This is a genomic window from Pseudomonas sp. PKS, from assembly GCF_051913525.1.
GTDB classification, from domain to species: domain Bacteria; phylum Pseudomonadota; class Gammaproteobacteria; order Pseudomonadales; family Pseudomonadaceae; genus Aquipseudomonas; species Aquipseudomonas guariconensis_D.
The window spans coordinates 30,125-46,483 of the sequence record NZ_JBEGDO010000019.1; the positions used below are offsets into that span (position 1 = coordinate 30,125).

The window sequence follows — 16,359 nt, forward strand, 5'->3', positions numbered from 1 at the left end:
GCAGCACCCTCGACCTCGCGTGCCAAAGGAGCGCCCATGAGACCGATCGACCCAGACACGACCGTCCAGGGCAGCCCTCGTCCCCTGCAGCAGGACTACCAGCGCTTCCTGCTTCTGGGCAGCCGTCGCGCACCGCATACCCTTTACATGCATGAACGAGGCTATCGCTCCGGCACCATCAACACCGACAGCCATGGCATGCGCTACAGCCATTGTGCCGACAAACGCTGCTCGGTGACCGAGCACAGCGGCGTCAAGCGGGTCAATCTGCTGGTGGGTGGTTCGACCACCTTGGGCATCGGCGCCAGTTCCGACAAACACACGATCGCCTCCTACCTGTCGGCGCTGACCGGCGAGGTCTGGCTGAGCCTGGCCGGCTGCGGCCTCAATGCCACTCAGGAACTGCTGATGTTCCTGACCCACCAACATCGCTTCACAGAGGTCGGCCACGTAGTCGTACTCAGTGGCCTGAACACCGTGGCACACGAGGCGCTGGGCGAAGTACTGGCCGGCGATCACGAACAAGGACACGCCCTGGCCTACCAGGACTTGCTCAACAGCTTCAACGAAGGCGTGCATACCGCCCATCCACCACCCGGCGAGTCGCTCTGGCGCCGCCTGGGCCAGGCCCTGGCGCCTCGCAGACAACCGCCAGCCCCCGCCTGGAAACTGTCGGCCCCCGACAAACGCCTGGCCCGCGCCGCCGACACCATCGGCCGCAGCCTGCAGCAATGGGACCGCCTGCTGGGCGGCGGCTATGCCACCCTCACCTTCATCCTCCAGCCCCTGCTGCCCTGGTGCCGGGAAGCCATCCCTCAAGGCGAGCAGCTCATGCTCCAGAACCTGCAACGCCAGCCGACGAACTTCGACCGACTGCTGGCCGATGTCTTCGACAGCCAGTTGCACACGGACTTCTTTCGACGCATCAAGCAGCAGGCCGCGCAGGTGCCCTGTTATGACATGAACGGCATGCTCAGCAGTTGCGCGATGTTCGACCAGCCATTGTTCGTCGACCGCCTGCACTTCAACGACCTGGGCAACAATGCACTGGCCAAGGTGATCACCGCCAAGCTCGGGCTGGCCCAGGAAAAGCACGCCAATTATCGGGCACCGCCCGTCAGGCTCGTCTGACAAATCAGGATTGGCCTATCGGCAGGCATCGCTGGATGGCTAGAATACGGCGTCGTCGCTCTTGATTCGCTTGAGGTACATGCGTAACCGCCATGATGATCGAAGCCGTCCTGCCGTATCTGGCCCACCCTGGCCAGCCCGCCTGCGGGGCCTACCTGTGAACCGCGCCTTCTTCTGGCCGCCGTTGTTCATGGCCGTGCTCGCGCTCGACGCCCAAGCCCTGGAGGTAGAGATCGACCCCCATGCCGATCTGCTCTACCGCCAGGCCCTGCCCCTCTTGGAGCAGGCCGACCACCAGAACGACAGACCCAGCCCACTGCGCACCTCGGTTGGCAGCGACCCGGAACTCAGCCGCCAGGGCCAGGCCCTGGCCCGAACCCTGCCGACCGCCGTGGCCTTGCTGAAAAAATCGGTGGCACTCGACCACCCGGTCGCCCAGTACCGCCTGGCGTTGTACTACATGACCTACCTGCCGACAGCGCAGATTCCGGACGCGGCCTGCCCGCTGCTCGAGGCCAGCCTGCAACAGGGGTTCGCGCCACCCGCTCCGGCGATCGCGACCTGGTGCCCGCCTTACAACGCAAGCCCCGCCTACCGCCAAGCGCTGGAAGCGATCCCGAGCATGGCCACCCGTTATGCCGCCTATTACCCGCAGCCTGCGGTACGGCTGGCCTGCAACCGCAATCAACCCCAAGGGCTGGAAATGCAATGGGGGCATCAGCGGGACTACCAGGCCGAGGTGTATCGTCTGCTCGGCGACCTCGATCCCCAACATCGCCAGGCCTTGCTGCAAAAGGCAGTGGACATCAATGGCTGCGCCGCAGCCCAGCGACACCTGACCAGCAAACGCTAGGCTCACTTACCAAGGGGTTGGGCAGCAAGAATGTTCAAGCCATGCCGCATCCGCTCTGGCATGCTGGACTGCCTTGTCGATTCAAGTCACCACCATGCCCAGCAGCCCACCTGTCGCCCGCCAAGCCTTCCTCCATGGCGCCATCGCCATCATGCCCTTATCCCTGGCTGTAGCCCCCTGGGGCCTGCTCGCCGGCTCCATGGCCATCGAGGCCAACCTCAGCGCCTGGGAGGGCCAAGGGCTGTCGGCCATCGTTTTCGCCGGGGCCGCGCAGTTGGTGGCAATCGGCATGCTCAAGGGCGGAGCCAACCTGTTCTCGATCCTGCTCACCACCTTGCTGCTGACCTCCCAGCACCTACTCTACGGCCTGAGCATGCGTCCGGTGCTGTCCGGCCAGCCGCTGCGCTGGCGCCTGGGGCTGGGCTTTCTGCTCACCGATGAATTCTTCGCCCTGACCAGCCGCTACGACCAACAGCAGTTCAACCGCTGGTACGCCCTGGGCGTCGGCCTGACGTTCTACGTGGCCTGGAACCTGTTCACCCTGGCCGGCATCCTGCTAGGCCAGAACATTCCACACCTGGACCAGCTGGGCCTGGACTTTTCCATCGTCGCCACGTTCGTCGCGCTGATCGCACCGCTGGTACGCAACCTGCCGACAGTGGTGTGCGTCGCGGTGTCGCTGTCGTGTTCGGTGCTGTTCAGCCACTGGCATTGGGAGACCGCTCTGGTCGCCGCTGGCCTGCTGGGCATGAGCGCCGGCTTCGCTTGCCAGAAACTCACCGGAGGCCGCTCATGACCTGGCTGCTGATCTTCGCCATGGGCCTGGTGGTGTTTCTCAACCGCTACGCCTTCCTGGAACCGCGCCTGCCCCTGCGCCTGAGTTCCAATGCCCGCCAGTTCCTCGGCTTCGCCGTACCTGGCATGCTGACAGCCATCTGCGGGCCGATCATCTTCCTGCCCGGGCATCAGCTGGACCTGAGCATCACCAACCCCTACCTGCTCGGCTCACTGGTGGCGATCGCCCTGGTGCTGTTGACCCGCAGTGTGTTGCTGAGCATGCTGGTGAGCATGTTGATCTTCTTCCTCCTGCGCAGCTGGCTGGCATGAACACGCCCCCGCGCGAACAGACCCACCTCTGGCAAGCCCCGGCACTGGGCGATGTGGAAATGCTGCACGCGCGGTATTTCCAGCAACGCTTCGCCCCCCATGTGCATGAAGGCTACGTGTTCACTGTGATCGAGTCCGGCGCCCAGCGTTTCTGGCATCGAGGCAGCGAGCACCTGGCACCGGTGGGCAGCATGGTGCTGATCAACCCGGACGAGCTGCACACCGGCGCCACGGCACACGAGGCAGGCTGGCGCTATCGTGGCTTCTACCCCGAGCACGAACGGGTCACCGGCGTGCTCGACGAGCTGGAGCTGGGTCGCCATGGCATGCCGCACTTCAAGGACAGCGTGATCCAGGACCCCGCCCTGGCCACCCTGTTCAGCCAGTTGCACCGGCTGTCAGAGTCCGACGCGAGCGCCTTGGAGCAACAGACCGCCTGGCGCCAGGCGGTCCTGGCGCTGGTACAACGCCATGGCCACGGCGCCGAGGCGCCCACCCCCGGCAACGAACCGCGCGCTGTGGCCCGCGCCCGCGAACTGCTCGAAAGCCAGCTGGCCGACCCACCGTCGCTCGAAGCCTTGGCCGCGGCGGTCAACCTCTCCCCCTTCCACTTCGCCCGGGTGTTCCGCCAGGCCACCGGCCTGCCACCCCACGCCTGGCTCAAGCAGCGCCGCCTGTCCCGCGCCCGAGAGCTGCTCAAGAGCGGCCTCCCCGCCTCAGAAGTCGCCTTCGCCCTGGGCTTTGCCGACCAGAGCCACCTCAGCAGGCAGTTCAAGCAGGCCTATGGCGTGACGCCGGGGGCGTATCGGCAGTCGTGTCGATTCGTTTAGCACCCGGTCACACCGCTCAAAAAGGCAACTCCAACTGCAGGCGGGTCAATGCCTTGCGTCGCACCTTGACGGCAATGCCCACCAAACGCACTGCACGCCCCTGGCGCTTGGTCTCCCAAAGCCGTCTGCACAGCCCCAGGAAGACCTCTGGCTCCAGGCCTTGTGCAGGGGTTTCAAAGGTTGATAACAGCACTATGCACGATCCTGATGCTCATCCGGAGCTCCTTTCTTGATATTCCAGCGCAGGGGCGCGACAACCAGCATGAACGTCATCCCAACGAAGGTGGCCGGGCCGACCAGCAAATAGACGACGCTGGCGATCAACCCTGAAAAGGCATCACCGATTACCGCAGTGAAGTAGTACAGCGAGAAATTGCGCCCGACCTCCTGCTCGTTCGACAAGCACTGGATATTGGTCACGATGGCAATATCGACAAAGGCGCCGATGAACCCTACAAAGAACAGTACCAACAGGAACAGCTAGGTGTTGAACTGAAGCGCCACGGCAGCGATGAAGAACAATGCGCCATATAGCCCCCAATAGCGCAATACAAGACGCGCCGAGGTGTGTCGATTGAACCTGGTGTAGAGCAGGCCGCCCAGCACGGTACCCGTGGCCAGCAGCGAGAAAACGTAGCCAACCGCCGCCTCCGAGGAGAACCGTTCAAGTACCGATGCCGGGAGGATGAAGCGTATGACGGAAGTAGCGAACATCGCGCAAAAAGTCGTGCAACAAATCACTGCAAATAGCGGTGCATTGCGTGCACGCATATGACCGACACTGTGTACGGCATCACGCACCAGCGCCATGCCATCGAAGGCCGCCGCTTTCGGCTTTCCAACCGCAGGCAACCTGGCCAGACTGGCTGCCGACAACAGCAGGGAAACAGCAAAGAACAGGAAAGTCGCCTCACTGGCGTAAAGCAACGCCACAGCCGAGAACACCAGCGGTCCAAGGATCGACGACATATCCTCGACCACCTGTACGCCGCTGTTGACCGAAGGCAGTTCGTCCCGCTCGACGATGTCGGGGAAATAGGCACGAAACGTTGGTACATAGAGGCAATCCAGTGCCGTCATGACCATCGCGGCAAGGGTGACTACAACCAATGGCGGCTCGGAAAAGGAGAACAATGCAAAGAACACCAATGCCAAAGCTGCTTTGGTGAGCTCCACCCACACTAAGGTGCGTCTGCGTTCACTATGGTCAGCCAACCAGCCACCCATTGGTGAAAAAACCATGCTGGGCAGGTAGCGAAAGAAGTACACCAGACCAATCAGCAGCAGGTCTGCGTCGACCATCGACACCACCACCACGGCAAAGGCTGTTTCGAAGGCAAATTCACCGCATTTGGAAAAGAAGTAGCCGGTCGCCAGCGCTCGGGTACCCGCATTCAAATTCAATCCACGCATGCCGCTTCGCCTTCCCTAAGCCGTCACATAGATCAGTTCGTCTTCACTGATGTCCCGCCTAGGCGTGTCGAGACGCATTGCTCTTGCTACAGGTGTAGACATCGATACTGATGTAACTATTCTCGGGATGGGTATGGTAGGAAAGATGAGATTCGGAAAGCAGGAACAACCCCACCACGCCTTCTCCACCCAACACGAATTTGTGTACCCGATCGTCTATTAACGTAAAGCCTGACGATGACAACACGGCATGAAAGAACCAATGCAACGCCTGTTCGTCACGCAACACAGCGGAATTGGCACCAGTGATGTCCCAGATCGTGTGATAACCGAAATCCTCCATGACCCAGCGCTCCCTGCGTTGAAGAAAAAGAGCCCATTACACCAACAACATCGACTTTGAACATATGAATTGCTGATTTCATGTCAAACATCCTCTCTAGCACTTGATTGATTTTTATTTTCCCAGCAAGGACCGGGCAAATAAACCGTAGTTTGATAAGCCCATGAAAACAACATGAATCCACGACGAAGCCGTAACAGGAAATATCATGAAACCGAACTTGCATGAAACTTCCCACGCGCTCAAAACATTGCAAACAACATCTGCCCCACACCAATTTCTACAGGCGCCTCGCACTCCGACCAAGCCCCATATAGAGAGGATGAAGACCGTCTTACCCAAGCCGTGTATATATGCCATTCAATGGATAATGCAGTCGTTGTGCATCGCGCGAGGCGTGAGGGTGCTGATGCGCAGTGAGTACCCAGCCCCCACATCAGGCAGGAACCCCAACCCCTGCTACACTGAGAGGGCTGAACGGAGGATCCTGCCATGTCCGATAGAGAGCTCACCACCCTCCTGACGCTGATGAACCAGCGCCAAGCCTGTCTGAGCAGTGCCTGCAAGGAGATTGCCGACTGGATCGACCGGCAGGGCGATGTGCCCGCGGCTGGCAAGATCCGCGCCAGCCTCAAGGCACTGGAGGCCGAAGACGCCCAGGTGCGCAAGACCTTGACCTCGCTGACCATCGAGCGACCGTTGCCAAGGTTTCGTAGCTGAGCAATATCCGTAATATCGAACGGGGTGCTTTGGCGCCCCTTTTATGTAGCAAGGCCGCGCCCACACGGTGGGAGCGGCCTTGTGTCGCGATGGGCTGTGCGACAGCCCCTGCCACCGATCAGTGCATGTGCGCGTGATCATGCCCGGCTTCAGCACCCAGCGGGCGAACCGGTGCCTGGACTTCCAGGGTTTGCTTTGTCCCCTTGGCATCTTCGATGGTCAGGGTCAGCGGCACCTGCTCGCCTTCCTTGACCTGCTGGGTCAGGCCCATGAGCATCACGTGGTAGCCGTTAGGGTCGAGGGACACCGCTTTACCGGCGGGCAGGTCGACGGCCTTGACCTCACCCATGCTCATCACGTCGCCCTTCATGCTCATCTCGTGGATCTGCACGGTCTTGGCGACCGGCGAGGCGACGCTGAGCAACTTGCTGTCGGTGTCGGCGGTCAGGGTCATGAAGGCGCCGGTGGACTGCTGGTGCGGCACGCTGGCGCGAACCCAGGCATCACTCACGGTGGTCTGGGCCAGGGCCGGCAAGGCCAAGCCCATCATGGCCAGGGCGGCCAGCGCACGTTTGGCAGGTTGCAGTGAAACAGCCATTAGCAAATCTCCATCAGGGTGACCAGGTCTTCGGCGCATTCCTTGGCGGTCAGGGAATGGCCAAGACTCAAGCGCAGAGTGCCACGTGTGTCATAGACGTAGCTGGTGGACGAATGAGAGACGGTGTAGGTATCACCGGTGGGGACCTTCTCGTAGAACACCTTGAATTCCTTGGCCACCTCGGCGATTTCCTCGGGGGTGCCGGTCAGGGCGGTGAACGACGGGTCGAAAGCCTTGACGTAGGCATCGAGCACTTCGGGGGTGTCGCGCTCCGGATCAAGGGTGATGAGCACCACCTGGAACAGGTCGCGGTCACGGCCCCTAAGCAGCTTCCTGATTTGCGCCGCGCGCGCCATGGCGGTCGGGCAAACAGCCGGGCACTGGGTGAAGCCGAAGAAGATCATCGGCATCGAGCCATAGAAGCTCGACAGGGTGCGCTCGTTGCCTTGGGTGTCCTTCAGGCGGAATTTGCGCCCGAGGATTTCGTTGCTCATGTTCTTGCCGTACTTGAACTCAAGCCCCCGGGCCGGGTTGCAACCGGCCAGCAGGCCAAGCCCCAGAACGCCCATCCCGGCGACGACAGCACGCCGGGTCAGTAAATCAGTCATGGAACCATCCTTTATAGGGAAGGTGCCGGCCCCTGGGATGGGCCGACGAAAAACCGAGGCATTCTGGCATGACACCCCAAGGGCATCCACCCGACGAAGGAGGGATCGGCCTGCAACCCTTGAAATCCGGGCTGCGGCCTGTTGTCGCAGAGCTTGATTCCGTAACACTTTGTTGCTAGGAGCAAAATCTTGCAGAGAGAACGCCGGATGAATCCACGCCAGGCAGCATGGATCAGTAGTAGGCGTTTTCCTTGTTGCTGTGGTCGGTCACGTCACGCACGCCCTTAAGCTCCGGGATACGTTCGAGCAGGGTGCGCTCGATGCCGTCCTTGAGGGTGACGTCGGCCTGGCCGCAGCCTTGGCAGCCACCGCCGAACTGCAACACGGCGATGCCGTCATCGACCACATCCACCAGGCTCACGGCGCCGCCGTGGCTGGCCAGCCCCGGGTTGATCTCGGTCTGCAGGTAATAGTTGATGCGCTCGTTGAGCGGGCTGTCCTCGTTGACCATCGGGACCTTGGCGTTCGGTGCCTTGATGGTGAGCTGACCGCCCATGCGATCGGTGGCGTAGTCGACCAGCGCGTCCTCCAGGAACGGCTCGCTGACCGCATCGATGTACGCGGTAAAGCTCTTCAGGCCCACGGCCGTGTCGTCGGGCTTCTCCTCGCCTGGTTTGCAGTAGGCAATGCAGGTTTCAGCGTACTGGGTGCCCGGCTGGGTGATGAAAATGCGGATGCCGATGCCCGGGGTGTTCTGCTTGGACAGCAGATCGGCCAGGTAATCATGGGCGGCGTCGGTAATGGTTATAGCGCTCATGGAAGTTCCTCACAGACTTGTCGGCAAGTGTACGCCAACCTGGCCCTCGAACAAAGTCCTAGTATTTGACTCGGGAAAGCGCCAACACCTGGGCTGGCTCCCTGTCTTCACGCAACCAGGCCTGCATGCACCGGTACAGGCCGCGCTCCAGCCAGTGGAAGCTGAGCCACGACATTAGTCCAATGGACAGCACGCAGACGGCAAACACCCCATAGGGATTCAAGCCCAGGCGCTGACTGGCAAACCAGCCGCCATAGAGCACCAGCACGTGAATCAGGTATACCGAATAGGAGCAGTCGCCCAGCGACTTGAGCACCCGGTTGCCATGGAAATACGGCTCCAGCGCGACGAATGCCAACACCACCAACGCACTCGGTACTCCCCAGTACAGCAGGCGCACGGAGGCATCTAGCTGATACAAGGCATACCCCGCCATACCCAGCACCATCAGCGGCAACCACAGCCCTTCGCGCACCAGCCCGCGGCGATACAACACGCCAATGCCGATGCCCAGCAGAAACTCGTAGATGATGCCGTTGCTGTAGAAGCGGCTGAGTACGCCCATGCGTCCAAGCACCTCGCTGACCAGCAACAGAGCCCCGGCCACCAGCAACAGGTGATGTCGCCGACGCACCAGGAAGGCCAGGCCGAACAACAGGTAGAAGAACATCTCGAAGTTCAGCGTCCAGCCGACGTTGAGCGTTGGATACAAGCCGTAGCCACCGGGGTTTTCCGCCGGGATGAACAGCAGCGACAGCAGCAGGTGCTGCCCGTCGAACACCTGGTGCGGCATCCAGCGACTGGCCACCAGCAACAGCAAGGCCATCAGCAATGTGTAGAACCAATAGGCAGGAACGATGCGCAGCACCCGATTGAGCAGGAACTGCCCGGGCGCAATGGGTTTGTCGCGGGTCGAGAGGTAGATCACCAGCCCGCTGATGACGAAGAAGATGTCCACGCCCACAGCGCCTCGTTCGGCGAGCAGTCGGCCGATCGGCCCGGTGGCGTGGAAGTCGAAGAAGATCTGCATGAAGTGGTGGCAGACCACCACCCAGGCGGCGAATGCCCGGAGAGCCTGAAGCGAATACAGCATGCCGGTTCCTGCGGTTTTCGGTGCATTGAGGCCCCGATCGAACGCAGCAGCGAGCACTGCGTGCATTCGCGGGTAAACCCGCTTCCACAAAGCTTGCGCCGAAACCGTGGGAGCGGGTCTACCCGCGAAGGGCTGCAACGCAGCCCCTGCAATGGATCAGGACCACCCGGCAGGTCCGACCACAACGTATCCGAAAAAGTCAGCCCGACCCGATCAAAGGTTCTCGTAGCGGTTCATGTCCAGTACACCCGCTTCCACAGGCTCGGTCTCCTTGATGAAGGTGTTCAGGTCATGGAAGTAGCGCCAGAACTCAGGGTGGCTGCGGCGCACACCCCAACGCATGACGATCCGCTCGAACTTGGCCGTATCGTCGCGGGCAGCCTCCATGTCCTCGACGAACTCCGGCACATCCTTGGTCGGGATGTTGAAGATGAAGTTCGGGTAGCTGCTGAGCACGCCCGGGTACAGGGTCAGGGTGTCCAGGCCCGGCTGGTAGCGGTAGGCCTCGCCGAGCAGGAAGGCAACGTTGCTGTGGGCGCGGTTGCGCAACAGGCTGTAGACCTGGCGCTGTCCACCCTGCCCTTCGATACGCAGCAGGGTCGCCTCGGGCAACTGGTTGATCACCTTGAGCCCGGCAGCCGGGCGCGAGACCAGGCGACTGAGGCTCTGCTCGGCATCGCGGAACTCGACACCCATCTGTGGCCGTGAGCAATGGGCGCCTTGGCATCGGTTGATCGGATCCGGGGCCGCGTTGAGACTGCCGGTGCGCTGAAGCAGCTTGAGACCGAAATCACGCTTGGGGTCTGCCTTGTCCAGCTTCAGCCCGCTCGGCGTGCTGGTGTCGATGTCTTCGTAGTCGAGCCACATCTTCACCTTGCCGCTGTTCTGGTACCAGTCGCTCAAGATCGCGCCGCGCTTGTCGGCCGGCATCAGGCGCAGGAAGTTGATCTCGGCGCCATTGCGGATCAGGTCGAAGTACAGACGGGTCTGCAACTGATGCGAGACGTTGCCGAATACATCGAAGTTCACCGCCAACTGGTAGTAGGTGCGCTCGAACAGCGGGTAGTCGAACAACCAGGTGGTCAGCGGCACGTCGCCGATCAGGCCCTTGCTCACCGACGCGCTGTCGAAGTGGCGGAAGATGGTCAGCAGCGCATTGTCGTTGCCCGCCCACAGGGTCGACCAGCTCGGCGCAGGCATCTCGGCATAAGCTTCGCGGCGCAGCTTCTCGTATTCGTTGCGCTTGTCGCGATAGGCATGCCACAGGCTCAGCACGCTGCCCACGTCGTCGATCTGCCCGGGCATCGCCAGCAACGGTGTCGCCTTGCCGCGGTATTCGGCATCGGTGATGTAGCGGTCATGGGCCGGTTCCTGGAACAGCGCCCAGAAGTTGTCGCGAATCACATCGGTGGCGATCTGCCCACGGCACACCGGCCCCCGGATGAAGGTGCGCACGAAGTATTCGGCGTTATCCAGCATGAACTGGTAGCGCGCCACCGCCGGAATCGCCTCGAAGGTCTCGAACGGGTTGGAGCGGTGGCGCGGGCCGTACCCCGGCAGTGAAGTGGCGTGCCAGTCACCGCTATAGAACAGCTGCTTGACGCGCTTGAGCTTCTGCGGCCCCATCGGGTAGGTGATGTGGGTCTTGTGCACGATCACGCCCTGCACCGGGATCAGGCGGTAGTAGAAGTCGGTGCCGGGCGGGTCGTTGGGCCTGCGGGTGGCGATGATGTCCACCGGCTTGCCGCTTGGGGTGCGCGAACGTACCCATTGGAAGAAGTGCCCCGGCTCACCGCCTGTGAAATAGATATGCGCCAGGAACAGGTGCTCGTACAGCCAGCGGCCTACCAACGCCTCGGTGGAACCCGGACGGTTGAGCAGCTCTTCCCACTCGTTGATCTGCCGGGCCTCGGCGGCACTGGGCTGGATCGGCTGGTATTCGACCGGCGCACCGGCCGCCAGCCAGCGCTGCAGGGTTTTGTACTCGGCATCGGTGAGCCCGGTGACAGCCAGGGGCATCCCCTCCTTGGGGTGGGCGCCGGCGTAGGCATCGAACTCGTGGGGCAATGGGCACATATTGTTACGGTTGAGCCCCAGGACGATCTCCTCGGGCAGCTTGGCGTTGGGCGTGAGCGGAGTCTTGTGGCCCAGCTCGAGCATGCGCGCCATCAACGCGGCCTGACTGCCCTGGTTGTCGAGCACCGAGTAGAAGCCCTTCTTGCGCCAGGCCTGCTCGTCCTGGGCGTCATAGAACAGCCGCGTGGTGGGCACCGCCTTGCTGCGGTCGCCCTGGTACACCGGGGTCTTGGAAGCACCGCGCACCGCACCTTCAGGGCTTTCCAGCTTGAGCTGGCAGGCCGCGTCGTTGCACGCGTGGCAGGCCACGCACTTCTCGGTGAAGATCGGTTGAATGTCCCGGGTGTACGAGATCGCCGGGCTCGATTGAGGGGCTTGCCCGAACGCCACGCCGCTGATGAGCAGGGCGAAGGCGCCAGCAAGTAAACGATGCACCATGTGCCGAATGTCCTGATTCCTGAAAGCCATCACGATTTGCCTGACCGGTCCTTGGGTGCTTTGGCGCGCCCACCAACATGAAGGAAATTCATGCAAATGGCCGACACGTCTAAAATCCGTGCAGCTTTGTTATTATTCAGCACCTTCTGAAATTCGCCCGACCAGGTAGTTCCTATGTCCGACCGCAGCGCTCGTTTCCAAGCACTCCAGCAAGCACTCAAGGAGCGCATACTGATCCTCGACGGCGGCATGGGTACTATGATCCAAAGCTACCGCCTCGAGGAACACGACTATCGTGGCACGCGCTTCGCCGATTGGCCAAGCGACGTCAAGGGCAACAACGATTTGCTGCTGCTCACCCGCCCCGATGTCATCGCCTCGATCGAGAAAGCCTACCTCGACGCCGGCGCCGACATCCTCGAGACCAACACCTTCAACGCCACGCAGATTTCCCAGGCCGACTATGGCATGGAAGCGCTGGTGTACGAGCTCAACGTCGAAGGCGCACGCATCGCCCGCCAGGTGGCCGACGCCAAGACGCTGGAAACCCCGGACAAGCCGCGCTTCGTCGCTGGCGTGCTCGGCCCGACCAGCCGCACCTGCTCGATCTCCCCGGACGTCAACGACCCGGGCTATCGCAACGTCACCTTCGACGAGCTGGTCGAAAACTACACCGAGGCCACCCGCGGCCTGATCGAAGGCGGCGCCGACCTGCTGCTGATCGAGACCATCTTCGACACCCTCAACGCGAAGGCGGCGATCTTCGCCGTGCAGCAGGTGTTCGAGGAAGACGGCGTCGAATTGCCGATCATGATCTCCGGCACCATCACCGACGCCTCCGGCCGCACCTTGTCGGGTCAAACCACCGAGGCGTTCTGGAACTCGGTGCGCCACGCCAAGCCGATCTCCGTAGGCCTGAACTGCGCCCTGGGCGCCAAGGACCTGCGCCCCTACCTCGAAGAGCTGGCCACCAAGGCCGACACCCACGTCTCGGCCCACCCCAACGCCGGCCTGCCCAATGCCTTCGGTGAGTACGACGAAACCCCGGCTGAAATGGCCGCGGTGGTCGAGGAGTTCGCCGCCAGTGGCTTTCTCAACATCATCGGCGGTTGCTGCGGCACCACCCCACCGCACATCCAGGCCATCGCCGAGGCCGTGGCCAAGTACAAACCACGCGAAATTCCGGACATCCCCAAGGCCTGCCGCCTGTCGGGCCTGGAGCCGTTCACCATCGATCGCCAGTCGCTGTTCGTCAACGTCGGCGAGCGCACCAATATCACAGGTTCCGCCAAGTTCGCCCGCCTGATCCGCGAGGAGAACTACACCGAGGCGCTGGAAGTCGCCCTGCAGCAGGTCGAGGCCGGTGCACAGGTGATCGACATCAACATGGACGAAGGCATGCTCGATTCGAAGGCTGCCATGGTCCGCTTCCTCAACCTGATCGCGGGCGAGCCGGACATCTCCCGGGTGCCGATCATGATCGACTCCTCCAAGTGGGAGGTGATCGAAGCGGGCCTCAAGTGCATCCAGGGCAAGGGCATCGTCAACTCGATCTCCATGAAGGAAGGCGTCGAGCAGTTCAAGCACCACGCCCGCCTGTGCAAGCGCTACGGCGCCGCCGTGGTGGTGATGGCCTTCGACGAGGTCGGCCAGGCCGACACCGCCGCGCGCAAGAAGGAAATCTGCCAGCGCAGCTACGACATCCTGGTCAATGAAGTGGGCTTCCCGCCGGAAGACATCATCTTCGACCCGAACATCTTCGCCGTGGCCACCGGCATCGAGGAACACAACAACTACGCCGTGGACTTCATCGAAGCCTGCGCCTACATCCGCGACCACCTGCCCTACGCGCTAAGCTCGGGCGGCGTGTCCAACGTGTCGTTCTCCTTCCGCGGCAACAACCCGGTGCGCGAGGCGATCCACTCGGTCTTCCTCTACCATGCCATCAAGAACGGCCTGACCATGGGCATCGTCAACGCCGGCCAACTGGAAATCTACGACGAGATCCCGGCGGCGCTGCGCGAGAAGGTCGAGGACGTGGTGCTCAACCGCACCCCGCACGGCACCGACGCACTGCTGGCAATTGCCGACGACTACAAGGGCGGCGGCGCGACCAAGGAAGTGGAAAACGAAGAGTGGCGCTCGCTGCCGGTGGAAAAACGCCTGGAGCACGCACTGGTCAAAGGCATCACCGCCTTCATCGTCGAGGACACCGAGGAGTGCCGCCAACAGTGCGCGCGCCCCATCGAGGTCATCGAAGGGCCGCTGATGAGCGGCATGAACGTGGTCGGCGACCTGTTCGGCGCCGGCAAGATGTTCCTGCCCCAGGTGGTCAAGTCCGCCCGGGTGATGAAGCAGGCCGTGGCCCACCTGATCCCGTTCATCGAGGCCGAGAAAGGCGACACCCCCGAGGCCAAGGGCAAGATCCTCATGGCCACGGTCAAGGGCGACGTGCACGACATCGGCAAGAACATCGTCGGCGTGGTGCTCGGCTGCAACGGTTATGACATCGTCGACCTGGGCGTGATGGTGCCGGCGGAGAAGATCCTGCAGACCGCTCGTGAGCAGAAATGCGACATCATCGGCCTCTCCGGCCTGATCACCCCGTCGCTGGACGAGATGGTCCACGTCGCCCGCGAAATGCAGCGCCAGGGCTTCGAGCTACCGCTGATGATCGGCGGTGCCACCACCTCCAAGGCCCACACTGCGGTCAAGATCGAGCCCAAGTACTCCAACGACGCGGTGATCTATGTCACCGACGCCTCGCGTGCGGTCGGCGTGGCGACCCAACTGCTGTCCAAGGAACTCAAACCGGCCTTCGTCGAGAAGACCCGCCAGGAATACGTGGAAGTCCGTGAGCGCACCGCCAACCGCAGCGCCCGCACCGAGCGCCTGGGCTACGACCAGGCCATCGCCGCCAAGCCTCAGTATGACTGGGCCGGCTACACCCCAGCGGTGCCCTCCTTCACGGGCGTCAGGGTGCTCGAGGACATCGACCTGCGCGTGCTGGCCGAATACATCGACTGGACGCCGTTCTTCATTTCCTGGGACCTGGCCGGCAAATTCCCACGTATCCTCACCGACGAAGTGGTCGGCGAGGCCGCTACCGCGCTGTACAACGATGCCCGCGAGATGCTCGACAAGCTGATCGACGAAAAACTCATCAGTGCCCGTGCGGTGTTCGGCTTCTGGCCGGCCAACCAGGTCGAGCATGACGACATCGAGGTGTACGGCGACAACGGCGAGAAGCTCGCCACCCTGCACCACCTGCGTCAGCAGACCATCAAGCCGGACGGCAAGCCGAACTTCTCCCTGGCCGACTTCGTCGCGCCCAAGGACAGTGGCGTGACTGATTACGTCGGCGGTTTCATCACCACCGCCGGCATCGGTGCCGAGGAAGTGGCCAAGGCCTACCAGGACAAAGGCGACGACTACAACTCGATCATGGTCAAGGCCCTGGCCGACCGCCTGGCTGAAGCCTGCGCCGAATGGCTGCACGAGCAGGTCCGCAAGCAGTACTGGGGTTATGCCAAGGACGAACACCTGGACAACGAAGCGCTGATCAAGGAGCAGTACAGCGGTATTCGCCCTGCCCCGGGTTATCCGGCCTGTCCGGACCACACCGAGAAAGCCACGCTGTTCCGCCTACTCGACGGCACAGCCATCGGCGAGACCGGGCCGAGCGGTGTGTTCCTTACCGAACACTTCGCCATGTTCCCGGCAGCGGCGGTCAGCGGCTGGTACTTCGCTCACCCACAGGCGCAGTACTTCGCCGTGGGCAAGGTGGACAAGGACCAGATCGAGCGCTACAGCGCGCGCAAGGGCCAGGACATCAGCGTCAGCGAGCGCTGGTTGGCACCGAACCTCGGTTACGAGGGCTGATCTGCAAGGCGGCCGCTTTGCGGCCCTTTCGCGGGTAAACCCGCTCCCACAGGGTTAGCAGTGATCCTTGTGGGAGCGGGTTTACCGCGAATAGACCTGCGCAGCGCCCATAGGCCTGTCTACACTGTTGTGTGATTGTCTTTGTTTCCAGGAGCCCTTCATGGATGACAACGACCCCGGCAAACCGCCCACCTTCTGGCAGATGCTTCACAGCATCCTCGCCGCCGCCTTTGGCGTGCAGAGCGGCAAGAACCGCGCGCGCGACTTCACCCATGGCAAGGCCAGCCACTTCATCGCACTGGGCACCTTGTTCACCCTGGTGTTCATCCTGGCACTGATCGGCCTGGTGCAACTGGCCATGCACCTGACCGCCCGCTAGAACGCAAGCCGCCCGCGGATATCCCTTCCACGGGCGGTTCTGGTTTCGCTCAAGGTCTGAAGATCGGCGCT

15 protein-coding genes and 1 pseudogene are annotated in these 16,359 nt (G+C 62.2%); 8 read left to right on the forward strand and 8 right to left on the reverse strand.

Annotated elements, in window-relative coordinates; all coding sequences use genetic code 11:
• Positions 1 to 36: 36 nt before the first annotated feature.
• The 5 genes from ABOA88_RS18040 to ABOA88_RS18060 all read left to right on the forward strand — a co-directional run bounded on the left by ABOA88_RS18040 (position 37) and on the right by ABOA88_RS18060 (position 3,921).
• Positions 37 to 1,131: a hypothetical protein gene (locus tag ABOA88_RS18040; protein WP_196168514.1), complete on the forward strand. Its 1,095-nt coding sequence runs from the start codon at positions 37 to 39 to the stop codon at positions 1,129 to 1,131.
• 190 nt (positions 1,132 to 1,321) lie between these two features.
• Complete coding sequence (locus tag ABOA88_RS18045; RefSeq protein ID WP_367851096.1) at positions 1,322 to 1,984, forward strand: sel1 repeat family protein; 663 nt, start codon at positions 1,322 to 1,324, stop codon at positions 1,982 to 1,984.
• Between the two features lie 94 nt (positions 1,985 to 2,078).
• Complete coding sequence (locus ABOA88_RS18050; protein ID WP_196168841.1) at positions 2,079 to 2,780, forward strand: AzlC family ABC transporter permease; 702 nt, start codon at positions 2,079 to 2,081, stop codon at positions 2,778 to 2,780.
• Positions 2,777 to 3,091 (forward strand): AzlD domain-containing protein, encoded by a 315-nt coding sequence (locus ABOA88_RS18055; protein ID WP_196168515.1) that lies wholly within the window; start codon positions 2,777 to 2,779, stop codon positions 3,089 to 3,091. Before ABOA88_RS18050 ends, ABOA88_RS18055 begins: the two co-directional genes overlap by 4 nt.
• A complete protein-coding gene (locus ABOA88_RS18060) occupies positions 3,088 to 3,921 on the forward strand; it encodes an AraC family transcriptional regulator (protein WP_367850929.1) in 834 nt (277 codons plus the stop codon). Before ABOA88_RS18055 ends, ABOA88_RS18060 begins: the two co-directional genes overlap by 4 nt.
• Before the next feature lie 16 nt (positions 3,922 to 3,937).
• On the opposite strand, the gene ABOA88_RS18065 is transcribed toward ABOA88_RS18060, so the two are convergent.
• The 3 genes and pseudogenes from ABOA88_RS18065 to speD form a co-directional block, all read right to left on the reverse strand.
• The gene (locus tag ABOA88_RS18065) at positions 3,938 to 4,114 is read right to left on the reverse strand and encodes a hypothetical protein (RefSeq protein WP_196168516.1); all 177 of its coding nucleotides are present in this window, start codon (positions 4,112 to 4,114) and stop codon (positions 3,938 to 3,940) included.
• A pseudogene (locus ABOA88_RS18070) lies at positions 4,114 to 5,334 on the reverse strand (MFS transporter). The gene ABOA88_RS18065 and the pseudogene ABOA88_RS18070 overlap by 1 nt, the downstream one beginning before the upstream one ends.
• Positions 5,335 to 5,392: 58 nt before the next feature.
• Positions 5,393 to 5,677 carry an S-adenosylmethionine decarboxylase gene (gene speD, locus ABOA88_RS18075; protein WP_196168518.1) on the reverse strand — a complete coding sequence of 95 codons (285 nt, stop codon included), beginning with the start codon at positions 5,675 to 5,677 and terminating at the stop codon, positions 5,393 to 5,395.
• A gap of 492 nt (positions 5,678 to 6,169) precedes the next feature.
• On the opposite strand from speD, the gene ABOA88_RS18080 reads away from it, so the two are divergent.
• Positions 6,170 to 6,397, forward strand: a complete 228-nt coding sequence (locus ABOA88_RS18080) for a hypothetical protein (RefSeq protein WP_043206911.1) — start codon at positions 6,170 to 6,172, stop codon at positions 6,395 to 6,397.
• A gap of 118 nt (positions 6,398 to 6,515) precedes the next feature.
• Here the strand turns inward: ABOA88_RS18080 and ABOA88_RS18085 are convergent, their stop codons facing one another.
• From ABOA88_RS18085 to ABOA88_RS18105, 5 genes are all read right to left on the reverse strand, one after another.
• Positions 6,516 to 6,995, reverse strand: a complete 480-nt coding sequence (locus tag ABOA88_RS18085; RefSeq protein ID WP_196168519.1) for a copper chaperone PCu(A)C — start codon at positions 6,993 to 6,995, stop codon at positions 6,516 to 6,518.
• Complete coding sequence (locus tag ABOA88_RS18090; protein ID WP_196168520.1) at positions 6,995 to 7,603, reverse strand: SCO family protein; 609 nt, start codon at positions 7,601 to 7,603, stop codon at positions 6,995 to 6,997. The genes ABOA88_RS18085 and ABOA88_RS18090 overlap by 1 nt, the downstream gene beginning before the upstream one ends.
• Positions 7,604 to 7,835: 232 nt before the next feature.
• Entirely contained in the window at positions 7,836 to 8,420 is a 585-nt protein-coding gene (gene nfuA, locus ABOA88_RS18095; RefSeq protein WP_043206916.1) for a Fe-S biogenesis protein NfuA, read from the reverse strand.
• 58 nt (positions 8,421 to 8,478) lie between these two features.
• On the reverse strand, positions 8,479 to 9,513 hold the full coding sequence (locus ABOA88_RS18100; protein WP_196168521.1) for an acyltransferase family protein: 1,035 nt from the start codon (positions 9,511 to 9,513) through the stop codon (positions 8,479 to 8,481).
• A gap of 213 nt (positions 9,514 to 9,726) precedes the next feature.
• Positions 9,727 to 12,027 (reverse strand): fatty acid cis/trans isomerase, encoded by a 2,301-nt coding sequence (locus ABOA88_RS18105; RefSeq protein ID WP_196168522.1) that lies wholly within the window; start codon positions 12,025 to 12,027, stop codon positions 9,727 to 9,729.
• A 174-nt stretch (positions 12,028 to 12,201) separates the two neighbouring features.
• On the opposite strand from ABOA88_RS18105, the gene metH reads away from it, so the two are divergent.
• Both metH and ABOA88_RS18115 read left to right on the forward strand, forming a co-directional pair.
• Positions 12,202 to 15,909, forward strand: a complete 3,708-nt coding sequence (gene metH, locus ABOA88_RS18110) for a methionine synthase (RefSeq protein WP_367850930.1) — start codon at positions 12,202 to 12,204, stop codon at positions 15,907 to 15,909.
• Positions 15,910 to 16,069: 160 nt separating this feature from the next.
• Positions 16,070 to 16,288: a DUF2970 domain-containing protein gene (locus ABOA88_RS18115; RefSeq protein WP_043206924.1), complete on the forward strand. Its 219-nt coding sequence runs from the start codon at positions 16,070 to 16,072 to the stop codon at positions 16,286 to 16,288.
• Positions 16,289 to 16,359 lie beyond the last annotated feature (71 nt).

Bases quoted from the DNA above. Each gene is read 5' to 3' on its own strand.
- ABOA88_RS18080 (WP_043206911.1), top strand. From the start codon at position 6,170: ATGTCCGATAGAGAGCTCACCACCCTCCTGACGCTGATGAACCAGCGC.
- ABOA88_RS18085 (WP_196168519.1), bottom strand. From the start codon at position 6,995: ATGGCTGTTTCACTGCAACCTGCCAAACGTGCGCTGGCCGCCCTGGCC.
- ABOA88_RS18060 (WP_367850929.1), top strand. From the start codon at position 3,088: ATGAACACGCCCCCGCGCGAACAGACCCACCTCTGGCAAGCCCCGGCA.
- ABOA88_RS18050 (WP_196168841.1), top strand. From the start codon at position 2,079: ATGCCCAGCAGCCCACCTGTCGCCCGCCAAGCCTTCCTCCATGGCGCC.
- ABOA88_RS18045 (WP_367851096.1), top strand. From the start codon at position 1,322: ATGGCCGTGCTCGCGCTCGACGCCCAAGCCCTGGAGGTAGAGATCGAC.
- nfuA (WP_043206916.1), bottom strand. From the start codon at position 8,420: ATGAGCGCTATAACCATTACCGACGCCGCCCATGATTACCTGGCCGAT.
- ABOA88_RS18090 (WP_196168520.1), bottom strand. From the start codon at position 7,603: ATGACTGATTTACTGACCCGGCGTGCTGTCGTCGCCGGGATGGGCGTT.
- ABOA88_RS18115 (WP_043206924.1), top strand. From the start codon at position 16,070: ATGGATGACAACGACCCCGGCAAACCGCCCACCTTCTGGCAGATGCTT.
- ABOA88_RS18100 (WP_196168521.1), bottom strand. From the start codon at position 9,513: ATGCTGTATTCGCTTCAGGCTCTCCGGGCATTCGCCGCCTGGGTGGTG.
- metH (WP_367850930.1), top strand. From the start codon at position 12,202: ATGTCCGACCGCAGCGCTCGTTTCCAAGCACTCCAGCAAGCACTCAAG.
- ABOA88_RS18040 (WP_196168514.1), top strand. From the start codon at position 37: ATGAGACCGATCGACCCAGACACGACCGTCCAGGGCAGCCCTCGTCCC.
- ABOA88_RS18105 (WP_196168522.1), bottom strand. From the start codon at position 12,027: ATGGTGCATCGTTTACTTGCTGGCGCCTTCGCCCTGCTCATCAGCGGC.
- ABOA88_RS18055 (WP_196168515.1), top strand. From the start codon at position 2,777: ATGACCTGGCTGCTGATCTTCGCCATGGGCCTGGTGGTGTTTCTCAAC.
- speD (WP_196168518.1), bottom strand. From the start codon at position 5,677: ATGGAGGATTTCGGTTATCACACGATCTGGGACATCACTGGTGCCAAT.